The sequence below is a fragment of the Pseudoalteromonas sp. SG43-6 genome, assembly GCF_014164365.1.
GTDB classification, from domain to species: Bacteria; Pseudomonadota; Gammaproteobacteria; order Enterobacterales; family Alteromonadaceae; genus Pseudoalteromonas; species Pseudoalteromonas rhizosphaerae.
In genome coordinates, this window is record NZ_JACJEZ010000009.1 from 55,240 (window position 1) to 73,462 (window position 18,223).

General features: G+C 41.3%; 21 protein-coding genes. 15 read left to right on the forward strand and 6 right to left on the reverse strand.

The annotated features are described in order from the left end of the window. Window positions 1-121: 121 nt before the first annotated feature. Window positions 122-1,138: a metalloprotease gene (locus tag H5201_RS05745; protein WP_182718563.1), complete on the forward strand. Its 1,017-nt coding sequence runs from the start codon at window positions 122-124 to the stop codon at window positions 1,136-1,138. A 51-nt stretch (window positions 1,139-1,189) separates the two neighbouring features. Here H5201_RS05745 and H5201_RS05750 read toward each other — a convergent pair whose 3' ends face one another. Further along, window positions 1,190-2,503 carry a short-chain fatty acid transporter gene (locus H5201_RS05750; RefSeq protein WP_182718558.1) on the reverse strand — a complete coding sequence of 438 codons (1,314 nt, stop codon included), beginning with the start codon at window positions 2,501-2,503 and terminating at the stop codon, window positions 1,190-1,192. A gap of 165 nt (window positions 2,504-2,668) precedes the next feature. Next, window positions 2,669-3,619 (reverse strand): chemotaxis protein CheV, encoded by a 951-nt coding sequence (locus H5201_RS05755; protein WP_149980441.1) that lies wholly within the window; start codon window positions 3,617-3,619, stop codon window positions 2,669-2,671. Between the two features lie 169 nt (window positions 3,620-3,788). Between H5201_RS05755 and H5201_RS05760 the strand changes: the two genes are divergently transcribed. Then, window positions 3,789-4,856: a potassium channel family protein gene (locus H5201_RS05760; RefSeq protein ID WP_182718559.1), complete on the forward strand. Its 1,068-nt coding sequence runs from the start codon at window positions 3,789-3,791 to the stop codon at window positions 4,854-4,856. Further along, a complete protein-coding gene (locus H5201_RS05765) occupies window positions 4,856-5,065 on the forward strand; it encodes a hypothetical protein (protein ID WP_182783901.1) in 210 nt (69 codons plus the stop codon). The genes H5201_RS05760 and H5201_RS05765 overlap by 1 nt, the downstream gene beginning before the upstream one ends. 62 nt (window positions 5,066-5,127) lie before the next feature. On the opposite strand, the gene H5201_RS05770 is transcribed toward H5201_RS05765, so the two are convergent. Further along, on the reverse strand, window positions 5,128-6,159 hold the full coding sequence (locus H5201_RS05770) for a cytosolic protein (protein ID WP_182783903.1): 1,032 nt from the start codon (window positions 6,157-6,159) through the stop codon (window positions 5,128-5,130). Between the two features lie 87 nt (window positions 6,160-6,246). Beyond that, complete coding sequence (locus H5201_RS05775) at window positions 6,247-6,705, reverse strand: EVE domain-containing protein (RefSeq protein WP_182718560.1); 459 nt, start codon at window positions 6,703-6,705, stop codon at window positions 6,247-6,249. A gap of 76 nt (window positions 6,706-6,781) precedes the next feature. Here H5201_RS05775 and tesB point away from each other — a divergent pair, with 76 nt between their 5' ends. Further along, window positions 6,782-7,639, forward strand: coding sequence for an acyl-CoA thioesterase II (tesB, locus tag H5201_RS05780; RefSeq protein WP_145237887.1), 858 nt, complete (start codon window positions 6,782-6,784; stop codon window positions 7,637-7,639). A gap of 14 nt (window positions 7,640-7,653) precedes the next feature. Here tesB and plsB read toward each other — a convergent pair whose 3' ends face one another. Continuing rightward, window positions 7,654-10,098 carry a glycerol-3-phosphate 1-O-acyltransferase PlsB gene (plsB, locus tag H5201_RS05785; RefSeq protein WP_182783905.1) on the reverse strand — a complete coding sequence of 815 codons (2,445 nt, stop codon included), beginning with the start codon at window positions 10,096-10,098 and terminating at the stop codon, window positions 7,654-7,656. A 419-nt stretch (window positions 10,099-10,517) separates the two neighbouring features. On the opposite strand from plsB, the gene rpsJ reads away from it, so the two are divergent. Genes rpsJ through rpsQ form a run of 11 tightly spaced genes read left to right on the forward strand, consistent with a single transcriptional unit; the run spans window position 10,518 to window position 15,484 of the window. Continuing rightward, window positions 10,518-10,829: a 30S ribosomal protein S10 gene (rpsJ, locus tag H5201_RS05790; protein ID WP_002957900.1), complete on the forward strand. Its 312-nt coding sequence runs from the start codon at window positions 10,518-10,520 to the stop codon at window positions 10,827-10,829. A gap of 27 nt (window positions 10,830-10,856) precedes the next feature. Further along, a complete protein-coding gene (gene rplC, locus H5201_RS05795) occupies window positions 10,857-11,492 on the forward strand; it encodes a 50S ribosomal protein L3 (RefSeq protein ID WP_054206125.1) in 636 nt (211 codons plus the stop codon). 17 nt (window positions 11,493-11,509) lie between these two features. Continuing rightward, window positions 11,510-12,115 carry a 50S ribosomal protein L4 gene (gene rplD / locus H5201_RS05800; RefSeq protein WP_054206126.1) on the forward strand — a complete coding sequence of 202 codons (606 nt, stop codon included), beginning with the start codon at window positions 11,510-11,512 and terminating at the stop codon, window positions 12,113-12,115. Continuing rightward, window positions 12,112-12,414, forward strand: a complete 303-nt coding sequence (rplW, locus tag H5201_RS05805) for a 50S ribosomal protein L23 (protein ID WP_054206127.1) — start codon at window positions 12,112-12,114, stop codon at window positions 12,412-12,414. Before rplD ends, rplW begins: the two co-directional genes overlap by 4 nt. A 17-nt stretch (window positions 12,415-12,431) precedes the next feature. Further along, the gene (rplB, locus tag H5201_RS05810) at window positions 12,432-13,256 is read left to right on the forward strand and encodes a 50S ribosomal protein L2 (RefSeq protein WP_007376192.1); all 825 of its coding nucleotides are present in this window, start codon (window positions 12,432-12,434) and stop codon (window positions 13,254-13,256) included. A 15-nt stretch (window positions 13,257-13,271) separates the two neighbouring features. Continuing rightward, on the forward strand, window positions 13,272-13,550 hold the full coding sequence (gene rpsS / locus H5201_RS05815; protein WP_010561269.1) for a 30S ribosomal protein S19: 279 nt from the start codon (window positions 13,272-13,274) through the stop codon (window positions 13,548-13,550). A 14-nt stretch (window positions 13,551-13,564) separates the two neighbouring features. Then, window positions 13,565-13,897 carry a 50S ribosomal protein L22 gene (gene rplV, locus H5201_RS05820; RefSeq protein WP_004588690.1) on the forward strand — a complete coding sequence of 111 codons (333 nt, stop codon included), beginning with the start codon at window positions 13,565-13,567 and terminating at the stop codon, window positions 13,895-13,897. An 11-nt stretch (window positions 13,898-13,908) separates the two neighbouring features. Then, a complete protein-coding gene (gene rpsC, locus H5201_RS05825) occupies window positions 13,909-14,610 on the forward strand; it encodes a 30S ribosomal protein S3 (protein ID WP_054206128.1) in 702 nt (233 codons plus the stop codon). Window positions 14,611-14,622: 12 nt separating this feature from the next. Next, window positions 14,623-15,036 (forward strand): 50S ribosomal protein L16, encoded by a 414-nt coding sequence (rplP, locus tag H5201_RS05830; RefSeq protein WP_002957890.1) that lies wholly within the window; start codon window positions 14,623-14,625, stop codon window positions 15,034-15,036. After that, window positions 15,036-15,227: a 50S ribosomal protein L29 gene (gene rpmC, locus H5201_RS05835; RefSeq protein ID WP_054552371.1), complete on the forward strand. Its 192-nt coding sequence runs from the start codon at window positions 15,036-15,038 to the stop codon at window positions 15,225-15,227. The genes rplP and rpmC overlap by 1 nt, the downstream gene beginning before the upstream one ends. After that, on the forward strand, window positions 15,227-15,484 hold the full coding sequence (rpsQ, locus tag H5201_RS05840; protein ID WP_016709053.1) for a 30S ribosomal protein S17: 258 nt from the start codon (window positions 15,227-15,229) through the stop codon (window positions 15,482-15,484). Before rpmC ends, rpsQ begins: the two co-directional genes overlap by 1 nt. A gap of 967 nt (window positions 15,485-16,451) precedes the next feature. On the opposite strand, the gene H5201_RS05845 is transcribed toward rpsQ, so the two are convergent. Further along, the gene (locus tag H5201_RS05845) at window positions 16,452-18,083 is read right to left on the reverse strand and encodes an endonuclease (RefSeq protein WP_182783907.1); all 1,632 of its coding nucleotides are present in this window, start codon (window positions 18,081-18,083) and stop codon (window positions 16,452-16,454) included. Window positions 18,084-18,223: the final 140 nt, after the last annotated feature.

Here is an 18,223-nt window from a genome sequence, read left to right on the forward strand (position 1 = left end):
CTCGTTAATTAAAAGTAGTCGAGAATAGCGAAGGTGTCAGCTTTATAGTTGCAAATATATTCCATAATCTAGCTAAAAAAATGGGTATACTAACGATATAATTTTTAAGATTTGAAGTGACATCATGCAAATACAGCTGACCCTTGCTGATCAACAATTTAGTTTAGTGCTCGCGGGGCAACAAATTGTAAAAATTTTTCAGCAACAACAGGCAATCGGATTTGATAATCCACGTGTTAACTATTTTGAATTTAAGCTAAATAATCAAGTGATTGGTTTAGACACCAGTACGGTCATTGAGCATAGTATAGCGCTACATATTGATAATGAATTTGTAAAACAACTGACATTACCGCCTATTGAAAAAACTAAACCTAAGCAGGGGCTGCTTGGATTATTTGCGCTCGGTTTTAAGATTTTTAAAAGTGCGAAAGTCGTCAAGGTAGTATTAGCGGGCGCCTCAGTGGCTGGTTATGCTTGGTTATTTACGTTTGAGTTTGCGCTTATGCTAATTGCTTGTTTGGTGATCCACGAGTACGGCCATGTCAGAGCAATGCAATATTTTGGTATTAAAACCAAGGGTATCTATTTAATCCCATTTGTTGGCGGGCTTGCCGTAAGCGACGATAAAATTACCACCCGCTGGCAAGATGTGGTGATTTCTTTAATGGGGCCTGCATTTGGTTTGATCACCTCCGTACTTGGTGTGGTGCTTTATTATGCCACCGAGATGGAAATATTTGCCGGGGTCGCAGTACTCAGCGCATTATTGAATTTATTTAACTTGCTGCCTATTTTACCGCTTGATGGCGGGCATGTATTAAAAAGTATTAGCTTCTCAATGCGTTCATGGGTTGGTTTAAGTATTTGTATTTTAGGCGTGTTATTTGGCTTATGGCTAAGCTACACCTTTGGTTTAATGCTATTAGTGTTTTTCTTATTTATCGGTGCACTGGAAATCGCCTTTGAATGGCGCGGCCGCCACTATTCGCATTTACTGCCACTAGATAAATACGGGCAAGGTTTTTCGGCTGTGATGTACGCTTTGGTAGTTGCAGGCCATGTGGCTGTGATGATGCATTTTGCTGATTCTGAAAACGCAATTTTAAGCCTGCCAATGAAAATTCTATCGAGTTAACAAATTTAAATAGCGTGAGGTGTTACTCACGCTGTATTTTTGCAGCAAGCGTTACGGATAAAAACTCAACATCAATGATATAAACACGCCGGTTATAATTAGCTGCACTAAACAAAAGCCCATAATGTCTTTGGCTTTTAGGCCGGCAATTGCCAATACCGGTAAAGCCCAGAATGGCTGAATAAGATTAGTCCACGCATCCCCCCACGCTACTGCCATCGCGACGCGCGGCATATCTGCACCCAGAGCTTGTGCTGCGGGTATCACTATAGGTGCTTGTACAGCCCATTGGCCGCCACCTGAGGGCACAAATATATTTACTAAGCCAGCACTTAAAAAGCTCCAAAATGGCAATGATTGTGCACTGGCGATGGCGATAAATCCTTGTGATATCTGCTGCGCCAAACCCGTTTGTACCATGATTGCCATGATCCCTGCATAAAATGGAAACTGGATAATAATCCCTGCGCCGCTGGGGACTGCTTGCTGCAGGCTATTAAGTAAATTATACGGCGTTTGATGCAGTAAAATCGCAGAAAATAAAAACAGTGCAATCACACTGTTTAAATTAAGTGAGCCGCCACTAAACACAAAATAATTAGCTAAATAAACTAGCCCAAGTACTCCAATGCCTAGTCCTAATAACTTACTGTGTTCAATTTTATCGGCAGGGCGACTAACATTGTAGGGCTTAGGTATCGGTTCTGCTAATAGCGTTTTATCAACATAAATGCTGTCTTTTGCGCTGGGTAACATATAACGATTAACCAGTGGCATAATGATAAATAAGCCAATAACTATAGCTATATTAAATCCTGAAAACAGTGTTTCGCTGGTGTTTATCACACCAATGCTTTGCTGTGCAAAATGCCCTGACGTTGCGATAGTTAAAGGAATTGAGCCTGCCAAGCCACCATGCCAAACAATAAAGCCAGAATACGCACTGGCAACCAGTAAGCGATAATCAACGAGTGTGTGGCGGGCAATTGCTTTGGCAAATAAAGCGCCAATAACTAAGCCAAATCCCCAGTTAATCCAACTGGCGAGTAATGATACGAAAGTCACTAATAAAATAGCTTTTGGCGCAGTATTGGCAAGTTTTGCTAATTGCGTGAGCAGTCGGCTCATCATCGGTGTACTTGCCAGCATATATCCGGTGAGTAATACCAACAGCATCTGCATGGCAAAACTTAGTAAGTTCCAAAAACCACTGCCCCACGCGCTCAGCACTTGTTGTGGGTTTGAAGGTGTCACTACACACGCAATTATAAAGGTAAGTAGTGTGAGTAAAATAACAAAAATAAATGGATCGGGTAGGTAACGTTCCACTAATTTAGTGAACGGTTTGGCAACATGATTTAGCATAATGATTGTGTGTTTTGATTATTGCTACATATTGCCAATTAATCACGAAAGCGTTTAATTGGCAAATAGAGTTGTAGTCGTGGTATTAAATCGCGTATTTCTTCGTCATTATAACAAACGTTAATTCAAGCACTAGCGTGGCATAAGCCACGCTTAGATACAGTGCTATTTCTGTGGTGCGAGGACCGCTTTTAAACGTGTTTGTACTTCTTCTACGAGTAAGTCTGGTTGAAATTTAGATAAAAACGCATTGCAACCCACTTTCTCGACCATGGCTTGGTTAAAGCTGCCACTGAGGGATGTGTTAAGTACCACATGCAGATTTTTTAAGCGGTTATCGTTACGGATCTCGTGCGTTAAGCGATAACCATCCATTGCTGGCATTTCTGCATCGGTGATCACCATCAGTAATTCTTTTTCTACGTCCATGCCTTTATCAGCCCAGGCTTTAAGCATATTGAGTGCTTCAAGACCATTACTGGCTGGGATAATCTCAATACCCAACTGCGTTAATGTATCGCTCACTTGTTTTCGTGCTGTAGGTGAGTCGTCAGCATGGAGTATTTTTCGGCCAACAAATTCGTTTACGATACTTTGGTCAAGTACCTCATCAGAGATTTGCACTTCGTACTCAATAATCTCTGCTAGTACTTTTTCTACATCAATGATCTCTACTAACTGCTCTTGGCCATCACGTTGAATTTTAGTGAGCGCAGTTAGATAATGATTTTTACCGATAGAGGAAGGCGGTGGCATTATATCTGACCATGTCATATTAACGATTTGATCAACCTTACCAATTAAAAACCCTTGTACTGTACGATTGTATTCAGTGATCACTAAGTTACTATCTTCAGTATTCTTAGCCGCAGACATGCAAATCGCTTGGCGTAAATCAATAACAGGGATTGATTCACCACGAATATTGGCCACGCCTGATATTTTAGGATGGGCATGTGGAATGATACTAAGATGCGGCAGTTTCACTACTTCTTTAACTTTAAAGACATTAAGAGCAAACAAGTGACGACTGTGCAAATAAAACAATAATAACTCTAAGCGATTTTCACCAACGAGTTGAGTTCGTTGATCAACAGAAGCTAATACACCTGACATAACACGCTCGACTTTATAATTAATAATTCAAGTATAGCTTACACTGTTCTACTTTAAAAAAGCAGTCTAGATAATAATCTTGATCCTCAAAGGTATTTCAAGCATTGCCTTCATTTCAGCATTACAGTAACTTATCGGATAATTGATAGCTGAATAACCAAGTGTGGGCATGCCTTTTATATTTAAACGATTATTTTTACTAGTCAGAAATCATATTGATCAGGTTAGTTGGCAAGCTGTCGCTATTGCTACATTATTACATATGGTCTTGATCTGGTTGTTGTTAATCTTCGCAGGAGAAGCCGCACTAAGGCCCGTTAGCACCTTTGTTTATTACTATATCGTTACTACCTCAACGGTAGGATATGGTGATTTTAGTGCAACTACAGATCTGGGTAGATGGATTGTGGCGATACTGCAAATTCCATTTGGTTTAGCTTTATTTGGTGTCCTGTTAGGTAAAACAGGGCAAACAGTTACTTATTTAATTAGGCGCGCTATGACGGGTGATAAAAGTTTTGCACATTTTCACAATCACATTATTATTTTTGGCTGGCATCAAATTCGTACTAAAAAAATGATTGATTATATTCTCGCTGACCAAAAGCGTTTGGATCGACGAATTTTGCTTGCGGTCACAGAGTCAATGGAGCATCCGTTTTTAGCTAATGCCCATGTTGATTTTGTGCGCTTAACTAGTTTTACAGATTTAAGCGAGCTGGAAAGGGTCGCAATTAAACTGGCAGATAAAATTATTATTGACGGGCAAGACGACGACGAAACTTTTACCACCGCCCTGCGCATTAGTAAATTAGTGAAAGATGACTGCCATATTAGTGCGCACTTTAACGATGAGAGTAAAGTCGAAATGCTACTAGAACATTGTTACAACGTGGAATGTTCAACGGCTAAGTCAGCCGAAATTCTAGTACGTTCAATGCAAGACCCCGGCTCAAGTCGTGTACAAGAGGAATTATTATCTACTTTGCATGGTGATACCCAGTTTAGTTTAGCTATTCCTGCTGATTTAGCGGTAATGGAATTTGGTAAATTATTTCATCATTTTAAACACGACCATGATGCTATTTTACTTGGTGTTGCTCACAACTTGAGTGCGCAAAATATGGATTTAAATCCACCACTGGATTATCCGGTTAACAGTGGTGATATTTTACATTACATCGCGGTTGATCGTGTTTTAAGCAGCGAAGTCGATTGGCAGGGGCTTGCTAAGTAATGAATGAAGTGGCGTTTTTAATTCTACTTTTGAGTGCTTATATTTTACCTGTGGTAATTGTGCTTAACAGTAAGCGCACGCAAGGTCATGAAAAAAATGGCTGGTTAATCGGCATTATCCTTTTCTCCTGGCTTGCACTGGTGATGTATTTTACGATAGTGCCCAAGCACGGGCACAAAAAGAAAACTACCAAGAAAAAGAAAGGCTAAAATTGAGTTGTCAGTTTACATATAAATTTGCCAACCGTGCTTGATTAAACAAGCACGGTTTTTTATTTTAACTGTTTTAGTTTGTGCTCCACTAAAGGATCATCAGGGGCAAGTTGCTGAGCAACTTCCAGCAGCTGAATGGCATCCTTAGGGTGTTTATCTTGGTGCTTTAGCGCGACATCAATCAATGGTTGAATATCAATTTTTGCTTGATGCTCTTGCACATGCGCTGCTTTTTCATCAATTAGTATGTTGTGCGCTTTGCTTAATAATACTTGGCGGTGTGCCGATTTAGCATTCGCCTTGTTGAGCCTTCTATAATAGTCTTCTTTAAAGCGCAGGGTTTTGGTTTGTAGGCGAAATTGCGCAATATCGACTTGTTGATGGCTAATAAAGTCGACGGCCACTTGTTTATAAAAGCCAAATTTATTTAGGTAGGTGGCATGGGTACTGTGACCCATACCAAACACGCGTAAGTGGGTTAGTTGCGAATAGCGCTTAGCATGGCCACGGTCAATACGATTGGTCGGGTCGTAAATTATATAGCCTTTAGCATTGCCTAAATCGAGATCGTGGTAATCTTGCTCCCAATCGAATTGTTGTGCTATATCGGTACTTGAGCGGTCATCCCAAGGAGCAAGTGCTTTATTTTTGGTGCTAACAGGGTGAAATAACAGTACCTTATCTAGCTTTAGTAAATTAGCAAATGCACCCACAGCAAAGCCACCTCGGCTTAAGCCGTAGCCTAATCTCTGGGTAAAGGGTGTTAGCAAGGGAGCGAGTTGCTCGAGGAAAAACAGTAAATTACGGTGTCTAAACCAATTACTTATTCCTAAGTGCTGAAAAGAAATAACATTCACATGTTGTTTTTGCGCTAGTTGAAATCCCCAAGGGCTAAAATCATCATTGAGATCATGCTCTTGGTAATTAGTACCTGCAGGAGAAAAGGTGAACAATAAAGGCTTATTTATATCAATAAAGTGATACTTAACAAAAACATCGCCAAGTAAATCGCCTCCAGAGATAGGTAATCTGGTTTGCTGTTCATCTTGAGGTAGAGTTAACCACTCATCTAACCAATACAGTAATTTCATCTAACCCCCTAACTAAAACAAGCCAACTATTTTAGCAAATTTGGAAAAAGAAGGAAAACGTGATGTATTAGCAGCAAATTATTGTTGTTACTCTGCCATTTTTATAATTGCTTGCCAATCCGCTTTAGTCACTGGCATTACCGATAATCGACCACCTTTTTTTAGAGCTATTTCGGTGATGGCGTCGTTTTCTTTAATCGCTTTTAAGCTGACTAATTTATTTAAATGCTGCTGATAGGTTACATCAACCACAACCCATCTCGGTTTATCACAGGTTGATTTAGGATCGTAATAATCACTGCTTAAATCAAACTGGCAAGGATCTGGGTAGGCTTCAGCAGTCACTATTGCGATACCTGCAACGCCGACGTGTTTACAGCTAGAATGGTAAATCATTACTAAATCGCCGAGCTTTACGCCCTCGCGCATAAAATTACGGGCTTGGTAGTTGCGCACACCTTCCCATGCAGTGGTTTGTGCAGGGGCGCTTTTTAAATCGTCGATTGAAAATGCATCGGGTTCAGTTTTAAATAACCAATACGCCATAACTAGGATCCTTGAAATATTTACATCATACTTGTCTATAGTATCATTAAAATCTAAATGGGATTGAGGAGCAACTATGAGCCAAGTTTTAGATGATTTATTGTCGTTATTAACGTTAGAAGAAATAGAGCAGGGCTTGTATCGAGGGCAAAGCCAAGATTTGGGTTTTCGTGCGGTATTTGGTGGTCAAGTCATGGGCCAAGCACTGTCTGCAGCTAAAGAAACCTTACCGGAAGGCCGTATTGTTCATTCACTGCATTCTTATTTTTTACGCCCTGGTGATGCTGCAAAGCCAATTGTGTACGATGTTGAAACGATCCGTGATGGTAAGAGCTTTAGTACTCGCCGAGTTAGTGCTATTCAATATGGAAAACCTATTTTTTATATGACGGCATCATTTCAAGGTGCTGAAGATGGCTTGTCGCATCAAGCTACTATGCCGGATGTACCTGCTCCTGAGGAGCTGCGCTCATCACTGGAGTTTTATCAAGAGCACGCATCTCATATACCTGAGGTGATCCGCAATAAGTTTATTCGCGAAATGCCGATTGAAATGCGTCCGGTCACCTTTCATAACCCATTTAAGCCAGAGGTAATGGAGCCGGTTAAACATATTTGGTTCAAAGCCAATGGCGAGATGCCAGATGATCAACGTATTCATAACTATTTATTGGCGTATGCGTCTGACTTTGAGTTTTTACCAACGGCTCTACAGCCCCATGGTGTCTCGTTTATGCAGCCAAACATGCAAGTAGCAACAATTGACCATGCGATGTGGTTTCATCGTCCGTTTCGAATGGATGATTGGATCTTATATACCATTGATAGCCCAAGTGCGAGCTCAGGGCGGGGGTTGGTGCGTGGTCAGTTCTTTGACCGTCAAGGCAATTTAGTTGCCTCAACGATCCAAGAAGGTGTAATGCGTCAGCGTTAATATGCCGCTTGCAGTTATTTTTGCTTACATTGTCCTTGCACAATATCACTAATTGACTGCCAGACTCGCGCTGGCAGCAAGGCTTTAAGATGAATATACACTTCACAAAGTTCAGTACTGCCCTGTAAGCCATTCTCGGTTTCGCTAATTAAATTTTGTTCGCGCAAGTTGCTAATAAAGCCTACCAATACTTTTTTGTCAAAAAACTCAGGAGTCTTAATACCATGCAAGGTACCTAAGCGCTGCGCTAATACTTGGCTTTCGCGTTCAAGTTCTGCGCGTTCAATTTCTTTACTGGTTTGAATAAAGCCAATCACAATGGCGTAGCGTTGCAGGGTTAAGCTAAGCGCACGACCTAGAATTTCCAGCTTGGCTAAGCAATCATTACTGTTGGTGATTTTTATGTTATCACCATCAATTTCTATTAAATCTTGATCTACAAAGCTGGCCAGTATGCGGGTGATATAATTTTCATCAAGTTCGTGTAAAAACCATTCTTTAGCAAACATCGGGTAAAAACAGTTAACCAATTTTTGGCACTGCGATACTGTCGTTTTATGGCTTTTAAATATATGCAGTGCCAGTAAGCTTGGTACGGCAAACACATGAAGAATATTATTACGGTAGTAGTTAAAGAGGATTTTCTCTTTATCGTTAATCGCGATAATCTCGCCAAACTCATCGCTTATAACGTCAAATTTATTCAACTTTAAAGCATGTTCGAGTAACTGTGATGAAGTTTCATCTGGGGTGGTGATTTTTTCACTGTAACTAGCGCTACGTTGTAAATGTAAGTAAAAGTCTAGTTGTGCTAACAATTTAGGTTTGCTCAATGCTTGCTTATCATTTACCAGTAAGATCATTGCCAGTAAATTAACTGCGTTAAGCGCGGCGGCACTATTAATATTAACCATCACTTTATCCGCTAAAGTCGCCACTTGCGGACCAAGCCATTGTGGTTTTTGTACATCAGTTGGGTGAATAGATTCACGCCAATCAGGTTGATGCTCATTTAAATATTGATTAACCGAAATCGGATCGCCAAAATTCAAATAGCCGCGGCCATAGTTTTTGAGATTTTTAATGGCTTTGAAAATACCGAAAATCGACTCGCCTTTTTTATCATCACCTGCGAGTTCTTTCAGATAAGTATTTATTTCCATGACGTGTTCATAACCAATGTACACCGGCACAATCGAAATAGGGCGATCAATACCACGTAACATAGCTTGTAGTGTCATCGCCAACATACCTGTTTTTGGTGGTAGTAAACGCCCGGTACGGCTACGTCCGCCCTCAGTATAAAACTTAACTGAGTAACCTTTGATAAACAACTGACTTAAATACTCTTTAAATACAGCAGAGTAAAGCTTGTTGCCAGCAAATGAGCGGCGGATAAAAAATGCGCCACTGCGGCGGAATATGCCGCCTGCTGGGAAGAAGTTTAAGTTAATACCAGCAGCAATATGTGGCGGTACTAAACCAAGATGATAAATCGAGTAGGTAAGTAATAAGTAATCCATGTGGCTGCGATGACACGGCATATAAATAATTTCATGACCTTTATTGGTTAGATCATGGATTTGTTCGGTGTATTTTATATCAATGCCGTTGTAGAGCTTATTCCATAGCCAGGTTAATACACGATCTGCAACACGTATGGTGGCATCACTGTAGTTAGCAGCAATCTCATCTAATAGCTTTAACGCATTTTGCCGTGCTTGCTCATGGCTGATTTTTTTGCTTTTTGCTTCATCGTTAATTGCTTTTTTTATAGTCGGTGATGCTAACAATGAATTAAATAGTTGCTCGCGTGAGGGCATTTTAGGGCCCGTTGCCGCCAATTTTTGACGACGAAAATGCACCCTAGCGACGCGAAGTAATTTATGAGGTAACTCATCAACATCGGCTTTTTCATTTACTAATAACGATAAATCCAACGGTTGACTAAAGCGTATAAAGTTATCACGCCCTGAAAACAGTAATACAAAAAACTTACGAAACCAGCTAGGTGTAAGTGAGTGCGAAACCAGCGTACCTAAACCTGGTTTTTCTTTACCTGGATTACGACCCCATAAAATAGTGACCGGAATGACTTGCACGTTTTTTTCGCCACTGGTAAATAGTTGAGCAATTATTTGTTTACCCTGGTTTAGCGCGTCAGTTGGCTTCGCTTGGCTGCCAAACAGTGGTGGTGGATTTTGTAGGCCAATAAAGCGGTCTAACTCTGCATTACCCAACAGCTGTTGTTCAGTTGGTCTGGGCAGATTGTAATTTTTACAAACTCGGTCAAGAGCCGCTAAATCTGAGCGAGCATTAAGTTTAACTATATAAAAAGTAGGGTAGGCGGGATTAAGACCGTATTGTTCAATTGGGTTCTCGGGCAGTACTTTGCTTTTCACAAATAGGCGATTCATCACCATAGACACAAAATTCAAGCAATAATTAAAAATACGCATCAACTCACCAAGGTTAAGGATTAAGAGATAAAAGCAAAATAAGGATGAATAATAACAATTAAAAACTGGACTGACCATTATCATTAGTGCCAAGTCCGATTGCATGGCTTCCTAACTATAGTAAATTCCCAGTAATGACGACATAGTGACAACCCTTTTTTACAGTATAAATAATCCTCATTCTGGTAGTTTGAAATAGTTGTTGCATTTATCACCAATATCACTATAATACGCAGGCTTTCAAAATTCCCCCGGGAACTTGGAAGGAACATTAAGCTTGGATTTCAAGCTAATAAAACAGGAGTTCCGATTTGGAACTCAACGTAGATATAAATCAACAACCGGCATCTTATGTTTTTAAGATTGTTTCGGTCGTTTTTTTATGCTCTTTTAAATGCTCTTTATATTGAGGTTTAAGAATGTCAAATCAACGCATTCGTATTCGCCTAAAAGCTTTTGACCACCGTTTGATTGACCAATCAACGGCGGAAATCGTGGAAACTGCGAAACGCACTGGCGCACAAGTACGTGGTCCAATTCCACTACCTACACGCTTTGAACGTTTTACTGTACTTACATCACCGCACGTTAATAAAGATGCGCGTGATCAGTACGAGATCCGCACCCATAAACGTCTGATCGACATCGTAGAACCAACTGACAAGACTGTTGACGCACTTATGCGTTTAGATCTTGCTGCTGGTGTTGATGTTCAAATCAGCCTGGGTTAATCGAAAGATTAGAGAGGTTTTAGGAAAATGGCATTAGGTCTAGTCGGTCGTAAAGTGGGTATGACACGTATCTTCACTGAAGATGGTGTATCTATCCCTGTGACAGTTATTGAAGCGACACCTAACCGCATTGCTCAGATCAAATCTGACGCAACAGACGGTTATAACGCGCTTCAAGTAACCGCAGGCACTAAAAAAGCAAGCCGTGTAAACAAAGCAACAGCGGGTCACTTCGCTAAAGCTGGTGTTGAAGCGGGTCGCGGTCTGTGGGAATTCCGCCTAAATGGTGGTGAAGGCGATTTTGAAGTAGGCGCTGAGCTTACTGTTGAATTATTCAACGAAATCAACAAAGTTGACGTAACCGGTACTTCTAAAGGTAAAGGTTTCCAAGGTGGTGTTAAGCGCTGGAATTTCAGCATGCAAGACGCTACACATGGTAACTCTCTATCTCACCGTGCTCCTGGTTCAATCGGTCAAAACCAATCACCTGGTAAGGTGTTTAAAGGTAAGAAAATGGCCGGTCATATGGGTGCTGAGCGTGTAACGACTCAAAACTTAGAACTAGTACGCGTTGACGCTGAGCGTAACTTGCTTTTAGTTAAAGGTGCAGTACCTGGCGCTATCGGCGGTGACGTTATCGTTAAACCTGCTGTTAAAGCATAAGTCCTGGAGATTTAGTGATGGAATTAGCAATTAAAGACGCTTCTGGCGGTCTTGAAGTTTCTGAAGCTACTTTTGGACGTGAGTTTAACGAAGCATTAGTACATCAAGTAGTTGTTGCATACGCAGCAGGTGCTCGTCAAGGTACTCGTGCTCAGAAGACACGTTCTGAAGTAAGCGGTGGTGGTAAAAAACCATGGGCTCAAAAAGGTACTGGCCGTGCACGTGCTGGTACAATCCGTAGTCCAATTTGGCGTTCAGGTGGCGTTAGCTTCGCAGCTAAACCACAAGACCACAGCCAAAAAGTAAACCGTAAAATGTACCGCGGTGCGATCAAAAGCATTTTATCTGAATTAGTTCGTCAAGAGCGTTTAATCGTTGTTGAAAGTTTTGCTCTAGCAGCACCAAAAACTAAAGAACTAGTTGCTAAGCTTAAAGAACTTGAGCTTAAAGATGTTCTAATCGTAACTGAAGAAGTAGATGAGAATCTATTTTTATCGGCACGTAACCTGTACAAGGTTGACACGCGTGATGTAGCTGGTATCGACCCTGTAAGCTTAATCGCTTTCGATAAGGTACTTATTACAGCAGCTGCTGTTAAGCAACTTGAGGAGACGCTAGCATGATTCGTGAAGAACGTCTTTTAAAAGTGATCCTTGCTCCACATATCTCTGAAAAAAGCACTATTGCTGCTGAAGAAAACAACACTATCGTTTTCAAAGTAGTAAATGACGCAACTAAAGCTGAAGTTAAAGCAGCTGTAGAGAAGCTTTTTGAAGTGGAAGTAACTGGTGTTCGCACACTTAATGTTAAGGGTAAAACAAAACGTACTGGCGCACGTTTCGGTCGTCGTAGCGACTGGAAAAAAGCTTACGTTACTCTTAAAGAAGGCAGCGAACTAGACTTTGTCGGCGGCGCCGAGTAATAAGGGGAGTTAGAATTATGGCACTTCAAAAGTGTAAGCCAACTTCTGCGGGTCGTCGTCACCTAGTTAAAGTGGTAAACCCAGATCTACATAAGGGCAAGCCATACGCACCACTATTAGAGAAAAACTCTAAATCAGGTGGTCGTAATAACAATGGTCGTATTACGGTTCGTCATATCGGTGGTGGTCATAAGCAGCATTACCGTTTAATCGATTTTAAACGTACTAAAGATGGCATTCCAGCCACTGTTGAGCGTTTAGAATATGATCCAAATCGTAGCGCAAACATCGCACTTGTATTATATGCAGACGGTGAGCGTCGTTACATTATCGCACCAAAAGGCTTAAAAGCTGGTGATGCAATCCAGTCTGGTGTTGATGCACCAATCAAGCCTGGTAATGCATTACCTATGCGCAATATGCCTGTAGGTTCGACTGTTCACAACGTAGAATTAAAACCAGGTAAAGGTGCGCAAATCGCACGTTCTGCTGGTGCATACGTTCAAATCCTTGCTCGTGATGGTCAGTATGTAACATTACGTCTTCGTTCAGGCGAAGTTCGTAAAGTTGAATCAGATTGTCGTGCGACGCTAGGTGAAGTAGGCAATGCTGAGCATATGCTTCGTTCACTTGGTAAAGCAGGTGCAAATCGCTGGCGTGGTATTCGTCCGACAGTTCGTGGTGTTGCCATGAACCCGGTTGATCACCCACACGGTGGTGGTGAAGGTCGTACATCTGGTGGTCGTCATCCTGTGTCTCCATGGGGTAAGCCGACTAAAGGTGCTAAGACGCGTAAGAACAAGCGTACGGATAAATTTATAGTACGTCGTCGTACTAAGTAATATTGAGGAATAGCCATGCCACGCTCTCTCAAGAAGGGTCCTTTTATAGACCTACACTTGCTGAAGAAGGTAGAGAAAGCTTTGGAAAGCGGTGACAAGAAGCCAATTAAAACTTGGAGCCGTCGTTCAATGATCATACCTAACATGATCGGATTGACCATTGCTGTCCATAATGGTCGCCAGCATGTACCAGTTTTCGTTTCTGACGAAATGATCGGTCACAAACTAGGTGAATTTGCACCAACTCGCACTTACCGTGGCCACGCTGCGGATAAGAAAGCGAAGAAACGTTAAGAGGGGAATGATAAATGCAAGCATTAGCTAAACATAAATTCGCCTCTGGTTCGGCGCAAAAAGCACGTCTAGTTGCAGATCAGATCCGCGGGTTACCTGTCGATCGCGCACTAGAAATCCTGGCGTACAGCCCTAAGAAAGCGGCTGTATTAGTTAAGAAAGTACTTGAGTCTGCTATTGCTAACGCAGAGCATAACGAAGGTGCTGACATTGATGAGCTACGTGTAACAACGATCTTTGTGGACGATGGTCCAACAATGAAACGTATTATGCCACGTGCTAAAGGACGCGCAGACCGCATCCTTAAGCGTACAAGCCACATCACTGTTGTGGTTTCAGATAGCTAGGAGTATAAGTAATGGGACAAAAAGTTCATCCTACTGGTATTCGCCTAGGTATATCTAAACCTTGGGTTTCTACCTGGTACGCGAGTTCAAAAGATTTCTCTGCACAGCTTTTTGGCGATCACAAAGTACGTACATTCCTTACTAAGGAATTGAAAGCGGCTTCTGTGTCTAAAATCGTTATTGAGCGTCCAGCAAAATCAATCCGCGTAACAATTCACACGGCTCGTCCGGGTGTTGTTATCGGTAAAAAAGGCGAAGACGTAGAAAAATTACGTCAAGCGGTAACTAAGATTGCTGGTGTACCTGCTCAGATCAATATTTCTGAAGTACGTAAACCAGAACTAGATGCACAACTAGTAGCAGACGGCATTGCCTCTCAACTAGAGCGTCGTGTTATGTTCCGTCGCGCTATGAAGCGTTCGGTACAAAATGCAATGCGCATCGGTTCTAAAGGGATCAAAGTTGAAGTTAGCGGTCGTCTTGGCGGCGCAGAAATCGCACGTTCAGAATGGTATCGTGAAGGTCGTGTACCTCTACATACTCTTCGTGCTGATATCGACTACGCAACTTCTGAAGCCTTAACCACTTATGGTATCATTGGTGTTAAAGTTTGGATCTTCAAAGGCGAAGTTATTGGTGGTTTACCACTAGTACAAGAGCAAGAGAAGCCAGCTAAACGCGCACCAAAGAAAGCCAAAAAAAGTGCTAAGTAGAGGTAGCGAGTAATGTTACAGCCAAAACGTACAAAATTCCGTAAAATGCACAAAGGCCGCAACCGTGGTTTAGCGCAAAACGGTAACAAAGTAAGCTTCGGTACTTTCGGTTTGAAAGCTACTGGCCGTGGCCGCATGACTGCTCGTCAAATCGAAGCAGCTCGTCGTGCCATGACACGTCACGTGAAACGTCAAGGTAAAATCTGGATCCGTGTCTTCCCTGACAAACCGATCACAGAAAAGCCTCTTGAAGTTCGTATGGGTAAAGGTAAAGGTTCTGTTGAATATTGGGTTGCTGAAATTCAGCCTGGTAAAGTACTTTACGAAATGGAAGGTGTTTCTGAAGAGCTTGCTCGTGAAGCATTCGACCTTGCTGCTCGTAAACTGCCATTCAAAACAACTTTCGTAACTCGGACGGTAATGTGATGAAAGCAAGCGAACTAAAAGATAAAAGCGTAGAAGAGCTTAATGCTGAACTTCTAGGTCTTCTTCGTGAGCAGTTTAACCTGCGCATGCAAGCAAGCACTGGTCAGTTAGCTCAAACTCACACGCTAAGAACAGTACGTCGCGATATCGCGCGTGTAAAAACAGTTATTAACCAGAAGGCAGGTCAATAATGAGTGATAAAATTCGTACTCTTCAAGGCACTGTAATCAGCGACAAGATGGAAAAATCTTTCACTATCGCTATCGCACGTTACGTGAAGCACCCAATCTATGGGAAATTCATCAAACGTACGACTAAATTACACGTACATGACGAAAATAACACAGCAAAAGCGGGTGACGTTGTTACTATCCGTGAATGCGCTCCAATCTCTAAGACTAAGTCTTGGACATTAGTAGACGTTATTTCTAGTCCAAAACAAGCTTAATTTTTAATTAAGTCTGTTTTATAAAAAGCCCCGGCATTAGCTGGGGCTTTTTGCGTTTGGAGCAGCTTTTAGCGGTAAGCTTTCAGCCGTCAGCGCGGAGTAAATTTTCCCACCGGAGCTTGGGTTGAGTCTAGGACAACAAAGAGAAAATAACGCCACGAATACACTTGCATTATATTTATAGTACTACAAAGGAATGTTATTAATATGTGAATAACAGTTAATTTTTAAAGTGTTGATTTTTAATGTCTTTTATATTTGACTTTGGGTGGTGATATGTGTTATTTGACAAATTCTTCTTTTGGGTTTATAATGGTTCCATCAAGTGGTAATAAGGCTTAAATAAGTAATCAATTAAGTTATATATCAAATTAATCAAGAAAGGAGGTGCTAATTAAAAAGAGCTCTAAGTTATCCAACCGTAATGTATCATTTCTATAGCCCATAAGCACAGCTCTACTTCAAACAAAAATTAACAATACACATCAAGGTAACCTTAATGTGGGTTTAGTTGTGCCTGTAATAAACAAGGAAATCTTATGCAAGAAAAAAACAATATTCACATTTATAAAAACTGCAATGTCATCACATTTAATATTCACAAAGAAAAGCCACAAATAAAAGAAGAAGACTCTCATCCAAATTATTTCCTTAGGAGATTGGTGGGGGGCTTAGTCTTACTATGTTGTTTTTTTATTGAGCAATTGTTTAGCTCATGGTTCGGCTCAAATGTATATCCTCATATAGTTAGTTTTCTTATAAGCCAATTTTCTGTAGAGAATCTATCAATTATCAACTATCCACCTATTTAATAGGTAGGAAGGTTTTGTTAAATCATAAGTCTCTAATCTATTATAATAAAAAGAATGTGCCGATTGAGATAATAAAAAGCCTTTGCAAATGCAAAGGCTGATGTTTTTCTGCGCAGCCCGCAGCCCGCAGCCCGCAGCCCGCTGACCGCTGACCTTTACCAAATCATCTCAACAAATTCTGGATGATCGATATATGGATTGCGGTTGCCTTGATGCTCATAAGCGGCTTGGTTTCTATCTAGTTCAAGTTGACTGACTGGATCGTCGTTATGCCAATTAACCAACATAGTCACTACCCAATTCTCAAACACTTGGTTACTAGAGCCGTTAAGCACGGCATTACTAGCCGTGGTGTTGTTTTGCCAAGTACCAATGACGTTTTCGTAGCGGGTTGCCATATAGAAGTAGGCGCGAGCAAAGTCACCTTTAAACTCATCGATTGGCTCAAATACTGTGCCTGAGTAATTAATCGAGCTTGCTGCGCTGCCAAGTTTACTGCCATTGCTTGAGGTGAAACTGGCGCTGCCTACTTCGCCAAATGGGTAATTGCTACGTTTTGAATTAACATAACCATCGGTTGCAAAAATATGATGTACGTCTGAGTTCATAGGCTCATTTGTGCCGCCAAACCAACTTTTCGGAAATGAATGTTCGCGGTTATAACAATCAGCTTCACTATTGTAAGTGCCGCATTGATCACTTACAGCGACATAGTTATAGCTGTCTTGACCGGTGGGATTTTCTGAATAGCGATCGAGTATTGAATTGTCATTTTCAAAGTACTTATCCCGTGAAGCAAGATCGTAAAAACTCCAAATAGCTGAATAACCTTGTGAGTTGTGACCTTTAATAATGTTATAAAGCGCGGTTTTAAGTGCATAGCCCGTTAAACCTTGTACTGTAACATAGTAGCCAGTTGGCTCGCTGGGCGGCGTTTCTGGGTTGGTATTATCACCAAGTATAAAGGGAGTTGCTTCACTGCTTTGAAAACTACTGCCGCTAGCCAATGTTGTTTGGGCAGATGTTAGCGCGTAGCTACCATTACCAAATGAACAGCAAATACCGTCGCCGTAACTATCAAAAATACTAAATGTGTAATCGCCATCAACTAAGCAAGCTTGCTCTGTATAGCTGTTGTTGCCACTATAACTGCCACCTGACGCAACTGCTATGCCTTGGGCGTTAGTGATTTGCCAGCTAGTCTCTTCGCCATAGTTATCAGTTGTCAGTGCTAAGTTAACGGTGTTATCAGCACAACCGACTGGTGGCGGTGGGGTGGTATCACTAGAACCTGGTGTAAAACTATCCACATAAATAGTTTCACTGCCATCAAAGCCGCTGACATCGTAAAAACGCAGGCCCACGGTAATCGTAGCATTGCTGGTTGCTGTATATGTATAGCTTATTTGTTGCCACTGATTTAATAACGCTGGATTTGAATAGCCTTGATAGCCGTCGGCAATTAAGCGCGCTTTAATGCCGCCTTCGGTGTGATAAACCCAGCTTGAGAATAAGTAGCTTTTGCCGGCCTCAACAGTAACTTCTTGCAGTAAATCAGTATTGCTTTGACTAGCGGTATTAACCACTACTTTTGCAGCAAGAGCTCCTGAATTCACTATGGTATTTGAAGCTGATAGTGTAATGCCTGAGTCAATCGTACTCCAGCCGTTTGGGCTATTACTTGACCAGTTTTCAAAGTCACCATTATTAATGCTGGCCATGCAGGGAAGTGCTGTAGCTAACATAGCACTGCTGAGTATGAGTTTTCTATATGCCCCGTGTGACATAGTGTTTCCTTATTGTATTTATAGTCGGCGCACAGAATGTGGCCAAATCCACTATAGGCTACTCAAGATTTGTTGCAAAAAAGTTAATTTGTATTTTGAAAAAAATGAAGTGAATAAATTTTTGTATGATATTCCTGATC